Raw genomic sequence first — 23,009 nt, 5'->3', positions numbered from 1 at the left:
TATATTGATTTATAATGAATACGGCAACAATATAATAGAATATATCAGACATTATACGCAGTTGCCTAATGGTTGGTGTACTACTACACTTAAAGATTTATGCGAAAACATCAATGGATTGTGGAAAGGGAAGAAAGAACCATTTGTCCATGTGGGTGTTATACGCAATGCAAATTTTACAAAAGACTTTAAGTTAGACTATTCAAATATCGAATATATTGATGTTGAACAACGAACTTTTACTAAACGCCATTTAATGAATGGTGATTTAATTGTAGAGAAATCAGGCGGTAGTGATAATAATCCTGTAGGAAGAACAATACTCTATGAAGGTGAAGGTGGCGTTTTTTCATTCAGTAATTTTACAATGGTATTAAGAATAAAGTATAGCAACACCATATTAAGCAAATTTTTGTACTATTATATTCTGGCTATATATCAGACAGGAGCTATGAGATTGATGCAAACACAGACTACGGGTTTACACAATCTGATTCTTGATAAATTTTTATTAATGCCTATATACCTACCACCGTCTTCTGAGCAGAAGCGGATAATCGATAAAATAGAAATGATTTTCACCACTTTAGATATGATAATGGAGAGTTTATAAGCTCCCCATTATCATGTCCAATTGAGAAAATAAAGTCTGTATTTTAGCCTTAATTAGTTTTTGTTCAGATAATGGAGGTAACATTAATCTTATAGAACGCATATCGGTTTGAGTAAGTTTTAAGCGTGTACTTCCATTTACGTACTCAGAATAATCAATTTGATTAAGTGAGTATTGTAGAAATTCAAAATCAATTTTGGGAGATAGGATGTGAGCATGATTATTTACCCAGCTTTTTCCACTTATAGAATATGCCTTAATCGCATTTTTATCAAGGAAAGGTGCGCCATCTTCACCAAGCAATAAATAATGACCATCTACAATATAGTCATCTATCAGTCCAACTTGACCTGTTGCACCATAATAAGGGTACAACCTATCTATTTGTTTACCCTTTATTCGTAAATTACGTTCATTTGAATTAATAGGTTTCCGTAAATTGTCTAATACGTCTGCAACTTGATCAAGCCTGCAAACTGCCCAACCATTAGGCAACTGCGTATAATGTCTGTTATCACAAGGTGTGAAGTCGGGATTTATGCGCTTCAACAGTTCAATGGCAGATTCGTCATTCGGGTCTTGAGGCACGAGTTTGCCGTGAATGGCGAGGTCAAGGATTTTACCCTTAATTTGCTTGATAGTTGTCTGTAAATCGGTTTTTCCTTGCTCTATTTGGTCAATCAAAGCAAACCAATGTTCAATCTCTTCTACGATACGGTATTGTTCAGATAATGGAGGTAATGGTACTATCAACTTCTTAAATTTATCAAAATCTATACTATCAACGGTAGTACCATCTTTATGATAATCTTTAAGAATCACCTGCTCTTGAGCTTTTATCACATAATACAAGTATGTGTGAATATGTGATAAAACACATGAAATCGCCTTTACATCTTGATTAACGGTCGCTTCTGTATCTAAAATTGCAATGGGGAATGTATGACGTAATATTCCACTTCTTGTCACTATTAATAATGTGCCTTTACCGTAAATTGTCATTTGATCTAATGCTGCATCGGAAATCTTCAACAAGGAATCTGCTATATGAGCAAACTTCATGTCTTTTGATGTTATCCATAGATGCTTAGCATTATTCCAATACTTTCTGTTATCCATTGAGGGCGTTTTTCCTCCCCCAAAAGTAGCTAAATCATCCAAAGAACAAATAGTCCAACCTTTCGGCAAATATTTGTTCTCATAATGGTACGTATCAGAAGAAACAGTTTTCTTACTTTTCTTTATCTTCCCCTCCTTTATCAAACGTTCTTTCTCTTCCTTAATACGTTCAAGTAAAACAGATGCAGGTTCATCATTTGGATCTTGTGGGACAAGTTTTCCTCTAATAGCGAGGTCTAATATTTTCTGCCGTAGTTTCTTTGTGTCCATTAGTCCTCGATATTTGCCATTAATTTTTGAAGTTCAGCCACCGCTTTACTTATGTTATCACTTTTCTCTTTGAGAATATCAATTAATTCTGATAATGAATAGTCTACTTCATCTCCGCCCTGTTTTATCCAAGATACATCAAGGCTAGTCTTGTCACGAGTTATTATTTCATCACAAGTATATTTACGCCAACGCCCATTCGGATTATCCTCAGCATTATATGTTTCTACACGAGCATTTATATCCTCCGTATGATAACACGAAACGAAATCATCAAGATGATGCCTTTGCATTGGATTAGTAGCCAATGTATGCTTTACATCCGTACGATAATCATAAAACCAAATATCCTTCGTACCACTACCTTTTGTAAAGAATAATACATTAGCTTTTACACCTTGAGCATAAAATATACCAGTCGGCAAACGCAAAATAGTATGTAAATTAAATTCTGAAAGTAGTTTCTTACGAATCACTTCTCCAGCGCCCCCTTCAAACAGTACGTTATCAGGCAAAACAACCGCTGCACGTCCGCCTGTTTTGAGCGAAAGCATTATATGTTGTAAGAAATTCAATTGGTTATTTTTCGTCTCAACATAAAAATCACTTCGATTAATGTCGACAGAGCCAGAAGGGCGGGTTCCAAAAGGCGGATTAGCAAGAATGACATTCACTAGTATATCAGGTTCCTTTTCTAATGAATCCTGACATATAATAGGACTTCGGTCAGTACCAACACCATGAAGATACAAGTTCATCGAAGCTAATGTAACAACCAAAGGAGTATTATCCGAACCATGCAGAGCTTTATTCCGCAAAAAATCCCGTTTGCCTTTGTCTTGTGATTGTTTTTTCATGTAGTCATAAGCTGCCAAAAGAAAGCCACCAGTTCCACAAGCCGGGTCACAAACCGTTTCCCCAATCTGAGGACGCGTTACATCAACCATTGCCGATATAAGAGAACGAGGAGTAAAATACTGACCTGCACCACTCTTTTTATCTTGCCCATTCTTCTCTAAAATACTTTCATAAATAGCCCCCTTAACATCACCATCCATTATAAGCCATTGCTCCTCATTAATCATTGTTATGACCTTCTTCAAATATACAGGCTTATCTATTTTATTTTGAGCTTTCGTATAGATAGTACCAATTAGATTATCCTGCTCACTCAGTATTTTCAATGTATTTTCATACTGGCCTATCAAATCAAGACCATCTAATTCTATCAAGTTTTCCCAACGATATCCTTCAGGTATGGCTGATTCTTCGTCAAGCAATTTAACGTTTTCATCATCCATTTTCAGAAATAACAAATAAGTCAGTTGGGTTATATAATCGGTAAATCCAATACCTTGACCCGCTAACGTAGTGGCAAGTGTCCAGACCTTTTTAGTCAGACCTTGCTCATTCGAATTTGATTTTGCCATATTAATTTTATGCTACTTTTCTATTATAAATTAAAAACTGAGATAATGAAACAATAGCCTCATTCACCGCTGCTATAGTACCAAACTTACGTATCATCTGAAGCGCTATTGTTTTATCATCTTCCTTTATTTCTTTTATTGTACAAGAACCATTCGCTACAATATAGTTCACAATCTGACGGATAGTATTCTTTTGAGCCTCAGTCATTGTACGCTGTATCTGCCCACACCACAATTCAAAACGTTGGGCAGCCATTGATGACAGGCTACGAAGCTCTGTCACCTGATGATAAGCATATCTGACTAACTGAATAATATTAGTCAAAGCTTCTTTTTCTTCTTTCGTCCCAAAATGTACTACACTGGAAGGGTTAATAATAGAATATGTATTCCATAATTGGGAAGGATTAAACTTGTAATTCTCCATTTTCATCCGATTCTCCAAATCCTTAAGCATTGCATAAGTGATAGGTTCTCCGTTATTATTATAAATAATACGTAAAGCCTCTATCTCATCCCTGTGTTCATTTACATATTGTTCAAACGCCTGAGTCGTGTCATGAGCTTCCTCTATGGAAAATCCTTTCTCAATCAATGTATCTTCACCAGGCATTAAAATTGTGACAAATCCGGCGTTCAGAATACACAGATATTCACGGGCATCGGGATGAATAGCGAGAGGACGTACCAAGCCTTTCCGTTCGTAATTCGGTTCGTTTATATTCACATATTCCGGCAATAGATTATTATCCAAAGCTTCATATATATGAGATGCCATATCCCGCATATCTGTACCAGCCAATCTTATAAACTCATTCCTCTGTTCTTCATTTGCCTTATTATGTATTCTTGACAGACGGCTAGCCAACAATCGCAGATGTTCATCCAGCAGTTCACCATGAGAGATACGTTCTAAAAGTTGCCTTAAAGACAACAATGTTTCAGCATTGCTTCCCACTCCAGAAGTTGTTACATAATGCTCATGTTCTGTTACTCCCACTGCATCGACTAAGAAAAATAAATCTTTACTATGAGCATTTGGAGTAACATTACGAAGTTGCTCATCACCAATAGTACGTACTCCCCTACCTTTCATCTGAGTATAAAGAGAGTCAGACTCGACATCACGCATAAACATCACCACTTCCAAAGGCTTCACATCTGTTCCAGTAGCAACCAAAGTCACAGTTACAGCAATACGGAAGTCCTTATCATTACGAAAATGACGTATCAATTCATTACTATCTCCAGCCGAATAAGTGATTTTCTGCACAAACGTATCATCTTCACGTCCAAAGACCTCCTTCGCTATTTTAACAATATTACTTGCATGAGCATCATTCAAAGCAAATATTAATGTCTTAGGTAAATAGTCAAAATTAGGTTCTCTTTGGGGATCATTAAACATTTCTGTATAAACCGAATCTCTATATGTCTCTAAAATCAACTTTATTTGAGCAGGATTAATAATACTCCTATTCAGTTCCCGTCTTGTGTAAGTAGTCGTTTCCTGTGTTTCGATATTTTCAGTTTTACCTGTATAGCGGGTTATTTTACGTACTATATCCCCCTCGCGAATTGCACCGCCATCTTCGGTTACTTGTGTTTTAATACGGAACACCCTATAATCAACATTGACACCATCAACTATTGACTTTTCAAGAGTGTAGTTCACTATTAAGTTGTTATTAAAGAAGGCTAATGTTTCAACAGCAGGAGTAGCTGTTAACCCAATCATTTTTGCAGAACTAAAATATTCAAGCACACTTCGCCAACTACCATAAATAGAGCGATGGCACTCATCAATAATTATCAAATCAAAGTAATCCGGGGGCAAGTTAGGATGAACTGGCAAATTCATATTTCTAGTGCCGTCGACAACATAATCCGCTTCATTATCATCATCTATAAAATCGTCTCCGGACAATAAAGAAAATAAACGCTGTATAGTAGCGATAACAACATTGGCATCATTTGGGATTTTCGCGGTTTTCAATCTTTCTACCCCAAATATGGTATTAAACGGATCACCATTTTCTGTCAAACGGAATGTTCCAAATTCTCCTTCTGCCTGTTTTCCAAGATTATTACGGTCAACAAGAAACAAAACCCTCTTCATTGAAGTGAAAGCCAACAAACGATAGGCAGCCAAACATGCGGTATAAGTCTTTCCCGCTCCCGTAGCCAAAACCATCAATGCACGATCATGCCCGCTACGAAAACTATTTTCTAATTTTGTTATTGCTTCATACTGGCAATCCCTTAATCCTTTCCTTTTTAAAGTTGGAAGTCCTGCAAAATCATCTTTAAGTCCTAATAGTTTTACTATTTCTTTAGGAGAATGAATTTTATTCAAAGAAATATATTCAGAATCAACTTCACGGGTATCTCTGAATAACAGTTCCCTTCCATTTGACAAATAAACTAAAGGTAAAGGATTCATCCAAGCCTGACACCAATGAGGTACACCTCTAGTATATTTTTCAGCCTGGTCTGCCACAATTTCAGAATAAATTGACACAGATTCTTTCTTTGCTTCCAATACGCCAACAGCTTTACCATTTAAAAAAAGTAAATAGTCAGCTTCACGATTACCTTTCAGCAAGCCTTCTTCGACTGCTATAGCAGATACTTCAGGAGAATAATGATTTCTATCAACTACTTCCCAACCCGCATCATTAAGCATACGGTCAATTATTATTCGAGCCTTTTCTTCCGGTTTCATGTGTGTGTCTTTTTTGTAACTTCCGATAAGGCTATATTATCGGAAGTTACAAAAATAGGTAAAAATATAGAATATGAGAAAGAAATAGAGATTTTTTGATACATCACAACACAATTTCTCTATAAAAGATTCTTTGCATATTAGTAATATTTGCCCAAACACTTCCCATTCCCAAAATAAAGCCCTACTTTTGCGAAGAATATTTTCCCGTATATTAACATATAAACAACAGTATCTCACAAATAAAATAAACCCTACAAGATGAAAGAAGAATCCGACAGCCCGTCTGTCCCCTACAATTTCTCCCGGTGTTTCAACGACCAATGTCCACAAGCCTCGAAATGCTTGCGCCACGTAGTTACGCAAGATAAAATAGCCGACTATCTTTATATCTCCATCGTTAATCCGGCACGTTATCCTGCGGATGGAAACCAATGCGAATGTTTCAAGACTGCTGTCAAAGTTCATGTGGCGTGGGGACTAAAACGGTTGCTTGACAGAATCCCTTATGAAGATGCGGTCAGTATCAGAATACAAATGGTCGGACACTATGGAAAAACGGGATATTATCGGTTCTATCGTGGAGAACGGGGGCTTATGCCTAAAGACCAAGCCTACATCAAACAGCTATTCCGTAATAAAGGAATAAAAGAAGAACCAACTTACCAACGTTACACAGAAGAATATATTTGGTAAGTTGCTGTCATCTGTCACAGATTAGGAGTTAATAGTTTAGTAATGAACCGATAAGACTGTGACAGCAAGAGGTGACAGCAGGGTGATGGTATTTTTGCCGTCACCTGGTTATTAGTCTTACAACATGATAGAGTGTACCGCTACGCGTATGTTTGGAAGGTATTTCTTGCTTTTTCAGTATTCTTCCGAAGGAATTAACCCTCTTGACAGACATCGGGATTGAACTGCCTTTTTGAATATCTTCCATAATCTCCGCTGGAGACAACCACTCCCCTTCTTCAGGCTGTGCGGCACGGAAATAACGGAAGAAAAGTTGCTCTTCCGGCGGGACTTGTTCAAATTCACGGTTGTTTTCCACCATGATCTTTTCTTCCTCCTGGTCGAACCAGTAACGTTCGCCATGTTCCAATTCGTACATAGCTTGTGCGTAAAGCTGCTCATAGTCTATCGGACGGTTGGTGTCAATCACTCCGGTCACTTCGATGCAAATAAAACGACGGCTGCCGGAAGGGTCGGTCAACAAGTCTTTCTGGTTACTTGTAGCTATGAATGAGGCGTACCGACGCATTTCAAGCACGGCACTGCCATGAGGTTTCTTCACATTCAGTACAGGCTTTTGCAAAATATGTTTCAGAAAGCCTTGTTGTGTCGAACTCACCTGGTCAAATTCATCGATATTGATAAGCGCAAAACGATTGAGGTAAAGTTCGGCATCTTTCTTTCGGGAGAAATCAATGCTGTCAGTATAGTAGGAACGCTCGGAAGGAGGCATTATGCTCCGGCAAAAGGTGGATTTACGTGTCCCTTGCGGTCCGACAAGTAAGGGCGAAACACTATTCGCATACTTTTTATTGCTTCCTTTCCAATGAGAAACCATATTGAGGAACCAACGGTGGAATAAATCCATCCAATACGGATTCTTACAAGGAACGGTGGCTGCCAATGCACGAATACGGTCTTTACCGTCCCAAGCAGGAAGCCGGTAGAGAAAATCTTCCAACGGATTGAATACAGGCACGCGGTTGGAGTAAATATAACGACTAATATCCCTATCCCACAACGGGATACCTTCCATTTGCGCATCCAAAGCAATGCTGTTCAGCGCACGTTTGTCGAGAGGATTGAAGCGGAAACGGAAAGAAAGCCTTTCACGATATTCTACCTCACCAATTTGGGTGTTATGGCGGAATTCATAGCGGCGTTTCATAAATTCTTCAGTCTGCAAGGCGAGTTGCTGCTCTTTGCTTAGGCTGATATTCTTGCCGAAGCCTTTGCACTCGGTATATATATTGCCAATCATTTGCCGGATAAGCTCTTCTTGTTTATACATATAGAAGTGGAAAACAGTACGTCTCACGACTTCTTCTTGTGGAAGTCCCGAAGCAAAACAGTTTTTAGCCAGTTGAACAACTAAAGGATGCCATGTGTCTTCGCTCAATTCGAGCCCCGCTTCCCGGAGATCGGCATAAGCTTTCCGAAAAGCGGCTTCGAAAAGCATCAGGAAGGCATTTTCCGCATCATATCCCGGTACGGCACGAGTCAATGGAGATTTCTCCGCCTGAACCGCTTCACGGAAAGTGGTTTCTTCGGGCATTGATGATGGTTGAGAGAGATAAAACTGGACTGAACCCGGACGATATATGATGTCCGGATCGTGGGATAATCGCGAATATTGTTCAAGGGTCGGTTCTTTGGGAAGTATATCGAACGGGATTTGGGGTTGATAACACTTTACAGCCAGTCGATAGGCGTGGGCGTGGAATAGTTCCGCTTCTTCCCGTGTTTTGGGAAGGGAGTTGTCCGGTCGGGTAAAGGTAGTCCATATTTTCACTGTTTTACCACTTGAACCCATAAAAACACAACGGGTTTGTGGTTGCTCACAGGCTTTTTGTTTCACTAAAGCGATTTCCGACTTATTGGATAAAGGGCCGATGGTCAGTTCTACAATACCGTTGTAGTTTTTCATCTGTTTCTGACCGTTTACTTTACGGAATTCAGCGGAAGGAATTATCTTGGGCAGTTTATCGGCAAACATACACCGTTCATCGGAAAGGGTATATCGCAGATGTTCTCTGAATGTAGAAACAGGACGGGATTTTATTTCTGTCTTTATCTTATTTACCAGTATATCAAGATCCATTACGCTGAGCGCTATCGTATCTTCATTCTTACGAAATTGAGTAATTTTCATTAATTTGATAATAAATTGTTTTGTCAGCGCCTTTGTGATCGTTGAGACTGCTAAATTAGTCATAATATCCGAAACCGGCAAAGAAAACAAGTTTTTAATACAGAAAATTATTGATATATCAAGCATCTCTTTAGCTGAAAGAAACGGGATTGTCACCACCTAATTACGGGGCAAATTAGTTTTCTCCGCTTGAAACTACAGTTCCAGCTAAAGGAAACTATAGTTTCATCGGTGAGAAACCAATGGTTTCAAGTAATTGAAACTAGAGTTTCAAGCGTATGAAACTAAAGTTTCAAACCGCAGAACCAACAGTTTCGCACCTTGAAACTGTTGGTTTCAAGGCAGGACACAATTCATAAGTACGGGGGTAATAAAATGAACAACTTATCCATTTATGGCTAATACTATTCATTTTCGAACAGCGTTTTTATTTTGTATTTGTTTTTTTAGGTGACAGCATTATTGCTATCACACTGCTGTCACCTTGTGCTGTCACAGCATTAAGTACTTATACTCTGCAAGTTAGATTATAATCTGTGACAGATGACAGATATATTTTGTTTTTCATTTCATAGAGAGCCTAAGCCTGAGTTCAAGTTATAAATGCGACAGTTGAGTAAGAAGATAGTGTAGAAAAATATTTTTAGAGAGAAGCGGATGAAAAAACTCTTCATCTTGCTTCTCCCTTGGAATAAAGTTTCTATCTTGCTCCCTCAATCTCCTACCAAATCAGTCACATGATGAAACAATTAACCGAAGGACAAAGATACGAATTACAAGCGTATCTGCAAGCAGGAATTAAAAAAGATGAAATAGCCCATTTGCTAGGTATTCATCGTAGTACCCTTTATCGTGAGTTATGTCGCAATAAATGGAATCCCACAGACTCTTATGATGCTGACTATGCACAGTATCGTTACGAACGTCGTAAAGAGCAACGTATTCGTCCGCAGAAACTCACAATGTGTGTCAAAGCTAGAGCTGAAGCCATGCTGGTTCAGTTGAATTATAGTCCGGAGCAGATAGTAGGTAGATGTAAGGGTCTAGGCTTCCCAATGGTTTCTGTGGAGAGGCTTTATCAGTGGATCTGGGAGGATAAACGAAAAGGCGGAGACTTATATCGGTCACTTAGAAGAAAGGGGCGGAAGCATGGAAAGAGAGGTTCCGCGCATAATAGTAGAGGATGTATTCCCAATCGCAAGGATATTTCAGAAAGACCTGCTATTGTGGAGAAAAGAAAGCGATGGGGAGATTTGGAAATGGATACTATTATTGGAAAGAACAATAAAGGGGCTATTCTTACAATTAATGAAAGGAAAACTGGATGGCTATGGACATACAAGTTGCCAAGTAAGGAAGCTAAATATGTGGCGGCAGCAACCGTGCAACTATTGAGACCCTATAAAGGACGAATACATACAATTACATCAGACAATGGATCCGAATTTGCAGACCACCAATATATTGCTAAAGAATTAGGGATCGATTTTTACTTTGCAAAACCACATCACCCATGGGAAAGAGGGGCTAATGAAAACTTAAATGGATTAATTAGACAATATATACCGAAAGGAATTTCGTTCGAATATATTACACACCAATATATAGAGGAAATGACATTGGAAATAAATCAAAGACCAAGAAAAAGACTGGGATTTTTATCCCCCAAAGAGGCACAAACTTTTAGAAAGATGAAGCAACTCAAGAAAAAATTGAACTTATAAAATAAGGAGGTGTCGCATTTACAACTTGAATTCAGCAAGTTCAAGTTATAAATGCGACACCGACTTATTTCACAGGGAGCAATTATTCAGGCATTGTATCATATTCCGCAATCTTCTCCTTACACAAGCGTTCAGTAATATCTTTCAGAATATCTATGCGGGCAATAAGGTATTCCAGTTGTTCTTTTGAGATACTGAAATCTTTGTTATAACGAGCCTCGATATACGAACGGCATAATAAATCAAAACATTCTTTCTCTTCATCCGTATTTTGAGGAAAGACTGTGGTCAATTCCTGTGAGAAACGTTTTACCATCCCACTAAGCTCTTTAATTTTATGAGTTTTTGGAAGATAATTCGTAAAAACCATCAGGATAGTATAGTATAATTTTTCACAAGTCTGATGAAGCATGAAAGCTGATAAGTTATATTGTTCTTTAGGCATGAAATATTCCTTCACAACACCCAAAAAGTCACACGCATAAGGATACAACCTATCAAATTCACTCTGCGCAATATCCCGAATCTCTCTAAAACTCAACTTTCGCGGTTTTGCCAATTCGTGTTTGCCACTATTATAAAGCATAACACCCTCCTTTACTATATCCGTAAAGAAATATTGGCTGATTTCCAGATTACGGTTTACGGTATTAATATGTTCTACAACAAATTGTGGAAAAGCATGACGACGACCAGCAAACAAATCATGATATTGATTCGTAATACGGTGCAATTTTCTTTCCACATATTTAGTCTGTCCGGTCACGACGACAAGAATATCGTAATCACTCTGATAGGAAGTATGAACACCAAATTCGATATTACTGTCCCATAAAACATAGTTTCCCCTTGCATAACTCCCGAACAGGATAACCATCTGACAATTCTCGATGTTTTTACACACTAAATCCAGCAAGACTGTCAATTCTTCCTGTGTACGTTTGGGTAAACGTTTTATAGACTTCTTCATTATCATTCTTATTTGTAACTTTACAAAGGTACGAACTTTGTCATCCCCAAACAACAGAGATACAAAAAAACTTATAACTAAGTATTTTAAAACCTCGTCAATACTTCCATCATTGCCGGACGACGTTTATATTTTATCCGGAACTCTGCAACCAACGTTTTCACTGCCGCCTGTCCCCCATTAAGTTTCTTTGCACACAACAACGCTTGTGCTATCAATTCATAATGAGTCCGCCCCACATTTTGTTCTGCGTAATCATTCAACAAAGAGGTATATATAGCAATCAATTGCTCCGAATGAGTGTCTTTCAGATAATAAGAATACTTCATCAATGCTTCCAGTTGATGATACCTGGTTGATGATAGCAATTTGAACAAACGCTCATTATCCCTTTCATTCACATAAATTTCAGCCTCATCATTCGCACCAAAAGAAAAATATTCACTAAAATGAGTTTCTTCCATCATTGCATCCAGAAAGCTCTTCCATTCTTCTTTCGGAACAAGAGTTTTAAGTTTCCTATAATATTCTAACTTATCCCCACCTGACACAAACAATAAACGACATGTATTAATGACTTCAGAAGTTTGATGAGTCATCTCGTAAATCCTCAATTTAGTTTTCAACCATTCCTCTATGGTTCCGATATGTTCTTCTTTTTCCGCAATCTCTATTCCTTCATTCAGCAAACGGATAGCTTCATCATATTGACAACTGGCAATCAATTTATCCACCTCCATTTCTCGAATTTCAGTTAAATAAAGGTATTGACGAATCGTATCAGCTGCTTTTTGCTCTTCATGCAGTTCGGTTAACAGATTGACTTTCCGAAGAACGATTTGATATAAGTCGTAAGTATCTTTTCTTTCTTCCAAGAGTTTGTCAATCAATTCCAACGCTTTTTCTGCCGGTTGAATGGAAAGATTTATTTGCATCAGCAATTCGTCTATATCATAAAGGTCATAATCACGATAAGTAGATAGTTTAGCCAGCTGACCTAGTTCCTGAAGAATCGCTGTCTTTTGCTTTTGGGTGGTCTTAGGGTGCTCAATTACTTTTATCAGCAAATCTCCTGCCTGCTCACAATAATCAGAAGGATAGAGATCATTATTATACAAAAGTTCATCCTCATAATTCTCACCGATTGAACGAAGAGTTTGAAGAGCTATATCAATAGCAGTATCTATGTTTCCCACATTCAAAAAGAAGTCTGCTTTCTCCAAAAAAGTGTCCATCCGATTGAAAACAGTTTCCCAATCACAGTCAAAATCATCATAACGATTATGATAACGAGGCTTTTTGTTATAATAAGAGTCATTAAACACTTTCTGAATCTCTACTCTGTAATCCTTTTCTTTTGATGTTGCAGACAACTCTTTAGCCATAAAACGATTCAAAAGGGCTGTTTTAAACTCAGGATGCATAGTGGCATATTCATATATAAATTGTGAAAGTTCTTGTGGGTTAACGAATGACAGCAATTGTTGTATGTCCACAGTTTCATCTATAACGACGGCTTCCTCTACCTCTACTTTCATCTTGGAAAAGGCACTGCGATTCACCTTTTTCTCATTATCACGAATTGCCAGTAAGGTGGCTATTACATGTTTACAAATCTCCCCATCATACGGACAATCACAGTACCAAGACTCTATTTCTTTTCCGTCCATAGATATCTCTACGTTATAATTCTCCGTACCCTCTACTGTCGCAGTCCATTCACCGGGCGAATCTTCTTCCAATTCAGAAACAGCCCCTGTTTCATAATACTCTTCTCCGCGCACTAATATTCTATATGGCACACAGCTCTCAAAATTATCTAATGTAATCATAATGAATATTTTACTCTTTTATATAACCCTCTTGTTCGTATCTCCTTCTGTATTTATGTTACATGCTGAAACAATGTCGACTGACATTTTAACATAGCATCTATTCACTTATCAATTTATTCACAAAAGTAGGAATTTCTTATCCGACATCACTATTTTTGAATGAGAATTTGCAAAGGCAATTACTATTTATACCTTTGTGACTTCAACAGAAAATATGATTTCAATAGAGAATTAGTAACCCGTTAAAAGAGAAATTGATTATGCGTTCATTCATAGTATTTCTTTGTTTGGTCCCCACCCTCCTGTTTGCTCGACAAACTCAACTTGAGACACAGTTGAAAGAAGCCATCAAAGGAAAGAAGGCCGAAATAGGAATAGCCGTCATCATTGATGGAAAAGATACGGTAACTGTCAATAATGATATTCACTATCCACTGATGAGCGTATTCAAGTTTCATCAAGCATTAGCATTGGCCGATTATATGGGAAAACAGAGGCAATCGCTGGAAACCCAGTTACCCATTAAAAAATCGGATTTAAAGCCGGATACTTACAGTCCGCTGCGGGATAAATATCCGCAGGGCGGAATTGAAATGAGTATTGCCGACCTGCTAAAATATACACTCCAACAGAGTGACAACAATGCCTGCGATATTCTTTTTGATTATCAGGGAGGTCCGGATGCCGTAAACAAGTATATCCATTCACTAGGAATTCGGGAATGTGCCATTGCCGGTACGGAAACTGCCATGCACGAAGACTTGAACCTATGTTATGAAAACTGGACTACTCCGTTAGCCGCAGCCGAATTAGTGGAAATATTCCGTAAGAAGCCATTGTTTCCCAAAGTGTACAAAGACTTCATATTTCAAACAATGGTGGAGTGTCAAACCGGACAAGACCGTCTGGTTGCTCCGTTGCTCGACAAAAAAGTAACCGTAGGCCATAAAACCGGAACGGGAGATCTTAATGCGAAAGGACAACAAATCGGTTGTAATGACATCGGTTTCGTTCTTTTGCCCGGTGGACGTACTTATAGTATAGCTGTCTTCGTGAAGGATTCTGAAGAAAATAATCAAGCGAACAGTAAAATTATCGCTGATATTTCCCGTATCGTTTACGAATATGTAATGCAGCATTAAGATGGAGACAAAGACATTCGGTACGAATGAAGATTGAAACAAAGTAATAGAAATTAGAAAATTCATTTATATGAAACTACATCATATCGCTATCTGGACTTTTCGTCTGGAAGAACTAAAAGAGTTCTATGTCCGCTTCTTCGGAGGAAAAAGCAACGAAAAATATATCAATCCCAAGAAAGGATTCGAGTCCTATTTTATCTCCTTTGGAGAGGGAACAGACTTGGAACTGATGAGCCGTACAGATGTACTGAATACTCCCATTGAAGAAAACAGGGTTGGACTGACACACTTTGCTTTCACCTTCCCCAGCCAGGAAGAAGTATTACGCTTCACCGAACAAATGCGTTCGGAAGGATATACCATCGCCGGCGAACCGCGTACTTCGGGAGACGGATACTTTGAAAGTGTAGTCCTCGATCCTGACGGAAACCGGATTGAGTGCGTATATCGGAAAACAGCAAACGAATCGAAAAACAAAGCAAGACAGGAAACTGAAATAGAAAGTATTCCCCCCGTGACGCTCCATACAGAACGTTTATTTCTCCGCCCTTTCGAAGAAAGAGATGCAGAAACATTTTTCGCTTGTTGCCAAAACCCGAATTTGGGGAACAATGCCGGATGGCCGCCCCATCGTACATTGGATGAATCCCGCCGGATACTTCATTCCACATTTATCAACCAAGAGGGAATATGGGCAGTGATACTAAAAGATACGAAACAGCTAATTGGTTCCGTAGGAATTATCCCCGATCCTAAACGCGAAAATCCGCAAGTGAGAATGTTGGGTTACTGGCTCGACGAATCTTATTGGGGCAAAGGATACATGACCGAAGCAGTGCAGAGTGTCCTCAACTATGGCTTTGAAGAATTGCGGCTTAGCCTCATCACAGCTACCTGTTATCCGCACAACAAACGTTCGCAGAAAGTACTGAAAAAGAACGGTTTTATCTACGAAGGTACACTCCATCAGGCAGAACTGACTTATAACGGAAACATCTACGACCACCAATGCTACTACCTGCCCGGCATCTCCCAACCTACTCCGGAAGACTATGATGAAATCCTCCATGTATGGGAAATGTCCGTTCGCCACACGCATGATTTCCTGACGGAAGAACATATCCAGTTCTATAAACCACTGGTGCGGAAGCATTATCTACCCGCTGTTGAACTTTTTGTTATCCGGAATGCCAACGGAAAGATTGCCGCCTTCATGGGATTGAGCGACGAACTGATCGAAATGTTATTCGTACACCCCGACGAACAGGGAAAAGGATATGGCAAACGATTAATGGAATATGCAAGAGACAAAAAACATATGGATAAGGTGGACGTAAACGAGCAGAATGAAAAAGCACTCCAGTTCTATCTCCATTTGGGATTCCAAGTCATCGGCAGAGATGAAACGGACAGCATGGGCAAACCTTTCCCCATTCTTCATTTACAACTACCGGAAGCGAATACCGGTGACAGAAATTAATATCAAACAAACATCAGTTGAGTAAGTGCCCCCAAGCAATTGTTGAGCTAATTTAATGATAAAAGAAAAAAAACATGAACCTACGTGCCAGATTATCCGAACGTGTACACATTGAAGATATCAGAGAAGTACTTCATTTCATACAGGACGACAAGCGTCTTAGAGAAGAAATCTACCAGCTGATATTCGACGAAGACCACATTGTTTCCTATCAGGCACTGTGGGTATGTACTCATTTCTCCAAAGCAGATGTAGAATGGTTGAGCCGGCGACAGAACGAGTTGATTGACACTGCCATGACCTGCCCACATTCGGGAAAACGGAGAATGATCCTGAACCTGATATGCCAGCAACCTGCCGCCGACCCGCCACGAGTGGATTTCCTTGATTTCTGCATGGAACACATGATATCACGTGAAGAACCAGCCGGTGTGCAATCTCTCTGCATGAAACTGGCTTATCAACTGACGCGCTCCATCCCGGAACTGCAACAGGAATTACGTACCATGCTGGAAATTATGGAACCGGACTTACTGGTTCCTGCCATCCGCTCTGTACGAAGAAACACCCTAAAGGCTATGAAAGCAAAGAAAAATTGATTATTTTTATCACTTTCATTTCAATAAGTACAAATACGTATTTAGCTGTCAAATAAGAATATGCCTATCAATCAGAGTATATTCAGATGGAATATTTGAGATATACCCGTCACTGAAATCTGAATACCGATACAGAAAGTAAAAAAGGCTACGAGCTTATTAATGATTTGATTTCCCACAGGTCCCAATTTCTGAATGAACCTCTGTCCTTGCGAAAGAAACACATAGAAGATGGCCGCCATACAGATAATGACAAGCGCAATGACCAAATAATTAATTCCGGTTTGCAATAGTTTGCCTTTGACACTGGCGGACGCCATCAAAGTAAAGATAACCGATATGCTGCCCGGTCCGATGCTGATAGGAAACGTGATGGGATAAAAAATCTTCTGCTCTATATTCTTCCATCTGAAACCATCCACATTCTGACTGGCTTCTCCTTTATCAGAAGAACCCGAATCGCCCAACAACTCCATTGCCGTCTTACAGATCAGTATTCCGCCTCCCAACTGAATAACGGGAATAGCCAAACCGAAAATCAATAGAAACAGATGCCCTATCACCAACGTCCCTACACCAATCATTATAAAATTGAACGTCAGTTTCTGAATAGCCGCTTTCCGTTGTTGAGGATCGAGGTCTGTAAAAAATCCATTAACAACAAAACCGTTTCCCAGAGGATTTATCACCGGAAAAAGCGCCATAAACGATGACGAAAATATGATGAGAAGATTACTTAATGACATAATTCCTGTTTTTTGATACTTTATTAATATCTGATACTTATCTAAAACATAAATGGAACGTTATTGTTTTGAGAATATGCTTTTGCGAGATGAATCCGCATCCGTTGGATTCCCTGTAAAAGCAGCTTATAATAAACCTTTAACTAGAAATTAAAATTATGTGTACAAGAGTCGTTTATTCGGGAAAGAATGGAATGGTGGCAACCGGCCGGTCTATGGACTGGAAAACAGAAATGCACAGCAATCTTTGGGTATTTCCCAAAGGTATGGAAAGAAATGGAGAAACGGGAGCCAACTCCCTGAAATGGACGTCCAAGTATGGCAGCGTGGTAACTTCGGCTTTCGAGATTGCCAGTACAGACGGGATGAATGAAAAAGGGTTGGTTGCCAATCTGTTATGGTTGCCCGAAACGGAGTATCCGGTCAGAGATCAAAGTAAACCGGGACTTGCCATTACTGCATGGGTGCAATATATGCTGGATAACTTCGCCACCGTAGACGAGGCTGTCGCTTTCATTGATGAAAACACTTTCCAAGTGGTATCGGACCTGATGCCGGATGGTTCCCGCCTGGCAACCTTGCATTTATCTATTTCCGACGCAACGGGCGATTGTGCGATATTCGAATATACGGGTGGAAAGCTGACTGTTTACCACAGCAAGGAGTACAAAGTAATGACCAACTCCCCTACCTACAACAAGCAACTGGCACTAAACGAATACTGGAAATCAATAGGAGGATTGAGCTTCCTGCCCGGAACCAACCGTCCGTCCGACCGTTTTGCAAGAGCCAGTTTTTATATCAATGCCCTGCCCCAAACAGATGATGTGAGAATAGCCATAGCAAGCGTATTCAGCGTTATCCGTAATACTTCTGTTCCTTATGGCATATCCACTCCCGAATTTCCGGAAATTTCCACCACACAATGGAGAACGGTATCGGATAGTAAGAATTTGCTCTACTTCTTCGAATCAAGTCTGACACCTAATACATTCTGGGTAAACTTACGGGAAACAGACTTGTCGGAAGGAGCTCCGGTACTCAAATTATCTATCGCCAACGGTGAAACTTATCATGGAAATGCAACGAAAGAGTTTAAACCGGCACAGCCGTTCAGATTTATGGGAGTAAAAGGATAAAATTATCCCCGGAAACGATCCATCTGAAGCACATCCCAAAAGTTTTTGTATCTAACTTTTGAGACGTATTTCGATCATTTCCGGGGATAAAATCTGTTTCTTTAACAGCTTGCCATTAATTGAAATAATAAAGGAACACAGCAATTCCTTCAAGTGCTTTTTTCGGTTGGTCTTTTATTTCGATAGCAAACTTGATTTCCGCTTTTGCCACACCACGCAGATTAGTCAGCGAGTGCAAAGTAGTCACCAGACGGATGCTCTGCCCTGACAATACAGCCTGACCGAATTTCATTTTGTCCATACCGTAGTTAATCATCATTTTCAGGTTATTCATCTGGATAATCTGATTCCACAAATAAGGAAGCATAGACAATGTCAGGTAGCCGTGAGCAATCGTGCTATGATAAGGGCTGTCTACTTTAGCACGTTCCGTATCTACATGAATCCATTGATGATCCAGCGTTGCATCAGCAAAAAGATTGATACGTTCCTGCGAGAGTTCCACATAATCGGAAACACCTATCTGTTGGCCTACTAGTTTTTCGAATTCTTCGTACGAATTGATAATTACTTTTTCCATAAGTCTTATCGTTTTTATGGGGGTTATTTACTATTAAATTGGGGACAAAAATAGGAAAAATAAACTGATATGCCACCAAATTTATAAATAAAAGCAAGGAATGAAGTATTTAGGTATGTTTTACAAACCGGAAGCCTGTTTCAGTGCTTCTGTCAGAATACTGTACCCCTTACCATTCAAATGTAAATCGTCGAGAGTCAACTCCAGATTCAGCCTGCCATCCTGCAATAAACGATTGAATACGTCCAGATAGACAATATCTGTTCCCTGCAATTTTTCGTGTATCTTCCGGTTAAGGATCTGGATAAATTTATTCACAGCCGTACTGTAATCATCGTAATCATTACGCGGAAAAATACAGAAAAGATATGTTTTCAGTGAAGGAACGGCAAGAACCGCTTTTACATAACGCTCTACATATTCATCTATATTTTCATCGTTCAACTGATAAATATCATTGGTTCCGAATTGAACAACGACCTGGCAATCGGAAGTGTCTACCGCAAAAGACTCCACATAGGCCAGCCCTTCACCGGGAGCACCATAGTTCAGACATTCCCATTGCGGGAAATAGATATCCAGTGCCCAAAAAGCCATGTGACTGTTGCCAAGAAAGGCAAATTTTGGTTTTTCTTCTATCCTATCCATACAATTTCATTCAAACGTCCACGTTATCTCACTCAAACTCTCAAACAAATATAGAATAAAATTCGCGGATTTACGTTACTTTTGCAAAGGTAATCACATTCATTCATATATATAAACCGATGATACATTTTTTCAAGAAACCCGTTTCTTACCTTGCGTTGCCGGAGAAATTCACTTATCCTTTCCATTATACACCTCATCCATTGTGTGTGTTGGCTGCGGAAGAAGTGAAAGCATATATTGCAAGCCGGAAAGAATGGCAAGAGGAATTGGCTTCCGGAAAGATGTTTGGAGTGTTGATTGTGCAAACGGACAACAGAATAACAAACAACGAAGAAAATCAGATTGGTTATCTTGCAGCTTTCTCCGGCAATCTGGGCGGAAAGAATCTGCATCCTTATTTCGTTCCTCCTGTTTATGACCTATTACAACCGGAGGGATTCTTCAAAATTGAAGAAGAACAGATTTCTGCCATTAATATCCGTATTCGTGAATTGGAAAACAGTAGTTCTTATCTCAATTCAAAAGAGAAATGGAAGATAGAAACGGAACAGGCTAAAGCTGTTTTGAATCAAGCAAAAGCGGAGCTTAAAATGGCAAAGGAGGCGAGAGAGATTCGCCGCCAGTCATCTCCGGAGCTTTCCGAAGAAGAACAAGCCTCCCTGATTCGGGAAAGCCAATACCAAAAGGCGGAATACAAACGACTGGAAAAGGAATGGAAGAAACGATTGGAAGAGCTCGAAACGGAAGTCAGGCACTTCGATATTGAAATAGAACGACTGAAAACCGAACGAAAAGAACGTTCGGCAGCTTTACAAAGAAAATTATTCGAGCAGTTCCGGATGCTAAACGCCCAAGGAGAGGTGAAAGACTTATATACTATTTTTGAGCAAACGGTTCAGAAAGTTCCTCCTGCCGGTGCGGGTGAATGTGCTTTGCCTAAGTTATTGCAATATGCGTATCTTCATCAATTAAAGCCATTGGCTATGGCTGAATTCTGGTGGGGCGACTCTCCTAAAAACGAAATCCGGCATCACGGATATTATTATCCTTCCTGCAAAGGAAAGTGCGAACCGATCCTGCAACACATGTTGCAAGGATTGGAGGTAGACGAAAATCCACTGCTGAATCCTGTTCATGAAGAGGAAGAACTGGAAATCGTGTTTGAAGATGAATGGTTGCTGGTAGTCAATAAACCGGCAGGGATGTTGTCCGTTCCGGGAAAAGCAGAGGACAGAGATTCAGTCTATCATCGTTTGAAGAAAAAATATCCCGAAGCTACCGGCCCCATGATTGTACACCGGCTCGATATGGCTACTTCAGGATTATTGCTCGTTGCCAAAACAAAAGAGGTACATCAGGATTTACAGGCACAATTTGCAAACAGAAGTATCAAGAAACGCTATGTGGCTGTGCTGGATGGGGCGATAATAAAAACAGAGAAGGAGACAAAGCCAATAACAGAGAAAGCTATATTAATAGCAAAGGAAACTGTATCAACAAAAAAAACAGCAAAAGCAGAAAGAACAGGAAATACAGGAAGAATCGAACTCCCTCTTTGTCTGAATCCTCTCGACCGTCCTCGACAAATGGTTAGTAGCGAACACGGGAAAGAAGCGATTACAGAATATCAGATCATCAGTGAGTCTGAAAGAATTACCAGTGAATCTGAAAACACTTTCAACGAATCAAACAGGATTGATGAATCAGAAAAGAGTATCAATGAGTCAAGAAAATACACCCGGATTATCTTCTATCCATTGACCGGACGCACACATCAGTTACGGGTACACGCTGCTCATCCGGAAGGCTTGGGATGCCCCATACTTGGAGACGAACTCTACGGAAAGAAAGCAGACAGACTATACCTCCATGCCGAATATATAGAGTTCCGCCATCCCATATACGGAGACATTCTCTGCATACAGAAAGAGGCCGATTTCCATAAAAAATATGATTAAGCCATGAACCAAATTCTTTTTGAAATGTATATAGGGGTAATTACTAATTTTCAAAAAGAACCTGACTATGGACATCAAATTCCGCATTACAAAGTATTTAGCCGTATCTGCTTTAGCAATGCTGCTACTGGGAGCCTGCTCCAAAAACAATATCTACATCAACTATCCTGACGAAGAAAACAACGGAGGTCCATCCGGCTCCGGCAATGATGACAACAACGGCAACCCGGCCAAAGAGAATGCGCTGATTACTTTCAGTGCTTCCGTAGAAGGACGAAACATCACACGAGCCATGTCCCCCATGGGAAAAGGACTTCAAAGCTGGCTGTGTGCCTATACAGCCAACACATCGAACAATATCACAGGCGCTCCCGTTGCTCAAGGCAACTATGTCACCTCCTCCCCCGGTGTACTGACAGGAAATCTAGGATATAAAATGTATTTGAGCAATGCTATCTATAGCTTTTATGCCGTATCATGCAATTCCACCAGCCCGGCGCCTACTTTCACCAACGGACTATCCGAACCTTTATCCAACGGAGTAGATTATCTTTGGTGGCACGCAGTTCATCAGGACATCGCCAGTTCACAGATAAATATCCCCATAACCTACCAACACGCAGCCACGCAAGTAGTTGTAGCGATCGCCGGAGGAGAAAATATCACTTTAAACAAGATACTTTCCGCTACCATCACCCCACCGAAACCAGGCGCAATCATGGATTTGTCAACAGGTATCATCACTTCGGAAGTCAGCTATGACAAAGCAGCCGATATGGGAATCAACGACTTCACCGTACAATATATCATGTTACCCGTAAAGAGCTCCTCTCCCATGACTTTGACACTGGAGCTGATGGTAAACGGAGAAAGCTTTTCACGTACCTACACCACTCCGCTCACTCCACCCAACAACCTCCTGTCAGCCGGAAATTCATACCTTTTCCGGGCAGTTATCAATGAAAACTCCATCTCATTCGCCAATGTCAGTGTGAAAGAATGGACAGAGGTAGACGAAAGCGGAAACCCGCTATACCCTGTACAAGATTAAAATATCCGAAATAAAATCAAAGCAAACCAGGTTACGCAAGCCACAAACCGGGTTATGCAAACTGCAAGTCGGGTTACGCAAGCCACC

The 23,009-nt window shown here is 39.8% G+C and carries 18 protein-coding genes; 9 read left to right on the top strand and 9 right to left on the bottom strand.

The features are described 5' to 3' along the window. Positions 1 to 4: 4 nt before the first annotated feature. Positions 5 to 613 carry a restriction endonuclease subunit S gene (locus tag BSCG_RS17300; RefSeq protein ID WP_008775635.1) on the top strand — a complete coding sequence of 203 codons (609 nt, stop codon included), beginning with the start codon at positions 5 to 7 and terminating at the stop codon, positions 611 to 613. Here the strand turns inward: BSCG_RS17300 and BSCG_RS17305 are convergent. From BSCG_RS17305 to BSCG_RS17315, 3 genes are read right to left on the bottom strand one after another with little or no spacing between them, the layout of a single operon-like run. Then, positions 608 to 2,002, bottom strand: a complete 1,395-nt coding sequence (locus tag BSCG_RS17305) for a restriction endonuclease subunit S (protein WP_008775634.1) — start codon at positions 2,000 to 2,002, stop codon at positions 608 to 610. The genes BSCG_RS17300 and BSCG_RS17305 overlap by 6 nt on opposite strands. Then, complete coding sequence (locus BSCG_RS17310; RefSeq protein WP_008775633.1) at positions 2,002 to 3,432, bottom strand: class I SAM-dependent DNA methyltransferase; 1,431 nt, start codon at positions 3,430 to 3,432, stop codon at positions 2,002 to 2,004. The genes BSCG_RS17305 and BSCG_RS17310 overlap by 1 nt, the downstream gene beginning before the upstream one ends. A gap of 7 nt (positions 3,433 to 3,439) precedes the next feature. Continuing rightward, on the bottom strand, positions 3,440 to 6,157 hold the full coding sequence (locus tag BSCG_RS17315; RefSeq protein ID WP_008775632.1) for a DEAD/DEAH box helicase family protein: 2,718 nt from the start codon (positions 6,155 to 6,157) through the stop codon (positions 3,440 to 3,442). 261 nt (positions 6,158 to 6,418) lie between these two features. On the opposite strand from BSCG_RS17315, the gene BSCG_RS17320 reads away from it, so the two are divergent. Beyond that, on the top strand, positions 6,419 to 6,853 hold the full coding sequence (locus tag BSCG_RS17320; protein ID WP_008775631.1) for a DUF6078 family protein: 435 nt from the start codon (positions 6,419 to 6,421) through the stop codon (positions 6,851 to 6,853). A 100-nt stretch (positions 6,854 to 6,953) separates the two neighbouring features. Here BSCG_RS17320 and BSCG_RS17325 read toward each other — a convergent pair whose 3' ends face one another. Continuing rightward, complete coding sequence (locus tag BSCG_RS17325) at positions 6,954 to 9,044, bottom strand: BT4734/BF3469 family protein (RefSeq protein ID WP_008775630.1); 2,091 nt, start codon at positions 9,042 to 9,044, stop codon at positions 6,954 to 6,956. Between the two features lie 737 nt (positions 9,045 to 9,781). Between BSCG_RS17325 and BSCG_RS17330 the strand changes: the two genes are divergently transcribed. Continuing rightward, on the top strand, positions 9,782 to 10,768 hold the full coding sequence (locus BSCG_RS17330; RefSeq protein ID WP_008775629.1) for an IS30 family transposase: 987 nt from the start codon (positions 9,782 to 9,784) through the stop codon (positions 10,766 to 10,768). 82 nt (positions 10,769 to 10,850) lie between these two features. Here BSCG_RS17330 and BSCG_RS17335 read toward each other — a convergent pair whose 3' ends face one another. Together BSCG_RS17335 and BSCG_RS17340 are read right to left on the bottom strand one after the other, a co-directional pair. Further along, entirely contained in the window at positions 10,851 to 11,738 is an 888-nt protein-coding gene (locus BSCG_RS17335) for a HEPN domain-containing protein (RefSeq protein WP_008775628.1), read from the bottom strand. Between the two features lie 86 nt (positions 11,739 to 11,824). Next, positions 11,825 to 13,570 carry an SWIM zinc finger domain-containing protein gene (locus BSCG_RS17340; RefSeq protein ID WP_008775627.1) on the bottom strand — a complete coding sequence of 582 codons (1,746 nt, stop codon included), beginning with the start codon at positions 13,568 to 13,570 and terminating at the stop codon, positions 11,825 to 11,827. Between the two features lie 263 nt (positions 13,571 to 13,833). On the opposite strand from BSCG_RS17340, the gene bla reads away from it, so the two are divergent. The 3 genes from bla to BSCG_RS17355 all read left to right on the top strand — a co-directional run bounded on the left by bla (position 13,834) and on the right by BSCG_RS17355 (position 16,797). Continuing rightward, positions 13,834 to 14,715 carry a class A beta-lactamase, subclass A2 gene (gene bla, locus BSCG_RS17345; RefSeq protein WP_008775626.1) on the top strand — a complete coding sequence of 294 codons (882 nt, stop codon included), beginning with the start codon at positions 13,834 to 13,836 and terminating at the stop codon, positions 14,713 to 14,715. A gap of 70 nt (positions 14,716 to 14,785) precedes the next feature. After that, positions 14,786 to 16,198: a GNAT family N-acetyltransferase gene (locus BSCG_RS17350; RefSeq protein WP_032849445.1), complete on the top strand. Its 1,413-nt coding sequence runs from the start codon at positions 14,786 to 14,788 to the stop codon at positions 16,196 to 16,198. Positions 16,199 to 16,272: 74 nt separating this feature from the next. Further along, positions 16,273 to 16,797 carry a hypothetical protein gene (locus BSCG_RS17355; RefSeq protein ID WP_008775624.1) on the top strand — a complete coding sequence of 175 codons (525 nt, stop codon included), beginning with the start codon at positions 16,273 to 16,275 and terminating at the stop codon, positions 16,795 to 16,797. Between the two features lie 71 nt (positions 16,798 to 16,868). Here the strand turns inward: BSCG_RS17355 and BSCG_RS17360 are convergent, their stop codons facing one another. Next, positions 16,869 to 17,543, bottom strand: a complete 675-nt coding sequence (locus BSCG_RS17360) for a MarC family protein (RefSeq protein ID WP_008775623.1) — start codon at positions 17,541 to 17,543, stop codon at positions 16,869 to 16,871. Between the two features lie 158 nt (positions 17,544 to 17,701). Here BSCG_RS17360 and BSCG_RS17365 point away from each other — a divergent pair, with 158 nt between their 5' ends. Then, positions 17,702 to 18,682, top strand: a complete 981-nt coding sequence (locus BSCG_RS17365) for a linear amide C-N hydrolase (protein WP_004325101.1) — start codon at positions 17,702 to 17,704, stop codon at positions 18,680 to 18,682. A gap of 115 nt (positions 18,683 to 18,797) precedes the next feature. Here BSCG_RS17365 and BSCG_RS17370 read toward each other — a convergent pair whose 3' ends face one another. Both BSCG_RS17370 and BSCG_RS17375 read right to left on the bottom strand, forming a co-directional pair. After that, on the bottom strand, positions 18,798 to 19,262 hold the full coding sequence (locus BSCG_RS17370; protein WP_008775622.1) for a MaoC family dehydratase: 465 nt from the start codon (positions 19,260 to 19,262) through the stop codon (positions 18,798 to 18,800). Between the two features lie 120 nt (positions 19,263 to 19,382). After that, complete coding sequence (locus tag BSCG_RS17375) at positions 19,383 to 19,910, bottom strand: SGNH/GDSL hydrolase family protein (protein ID WP_008775621.1); 528 nt, start codon at positions 19,908 to 19,910, stop codon at positions 19,383 to 19,385. Between the two features lie 119 nt (positions 19,911 to 20,029). On the opposite strand from BSCG_RS17375, the gene BSCG_RS17380 reads away from it, so the two are divergent. Both BSCG_RS17380 and BSCG_RS17385 read left to right on the top strand, forming a co-directional pair. Further along, the gene (locus BSCG_RS17380) at positions 20,030 to 21,871 is read left to right on the top strand and encodes an RluA family pseudouridine synthase (RefSeq protein ID WP_008775620.1); all 1,842 of its coding nucleotides are present in this window, start codon (positions 20,030 to 20,032) and stop codon (positions 21,869 to 21,871) included. A gap of 67 nt (positions 21,872 to 21,938) precedes the next feature. Beyond that, positions 21,939 to 22,922 carry a fimbrillin family protein gene (locus tag BSCG_RS17385; RefSeq protein ID WP_008775619.1) on the top strand — a complete coding sequence of 328 codons (984 nt, stop codon included), beginning with the start codon at positions 21,939 to 21,941 and terminating at the stop codon, positions 22,920 to 22,922. Positions 22,923 to 23,009 lie beyond the last annotated feature (87 nt).

The organism is Bacteroides sp. 2_2_4 (assembly GCF_000157055.1).
Taxonomy (GTDB): domain Bacteria; phylum Bacteroidota; class Bacteroidia; order Bacteroidales; family Bacteroidaceae; genus Bacteroides; species Bacteroides ovatus.
This window is presented reverse-complemented; position numbering and strand designations above follow the sequence as displayed.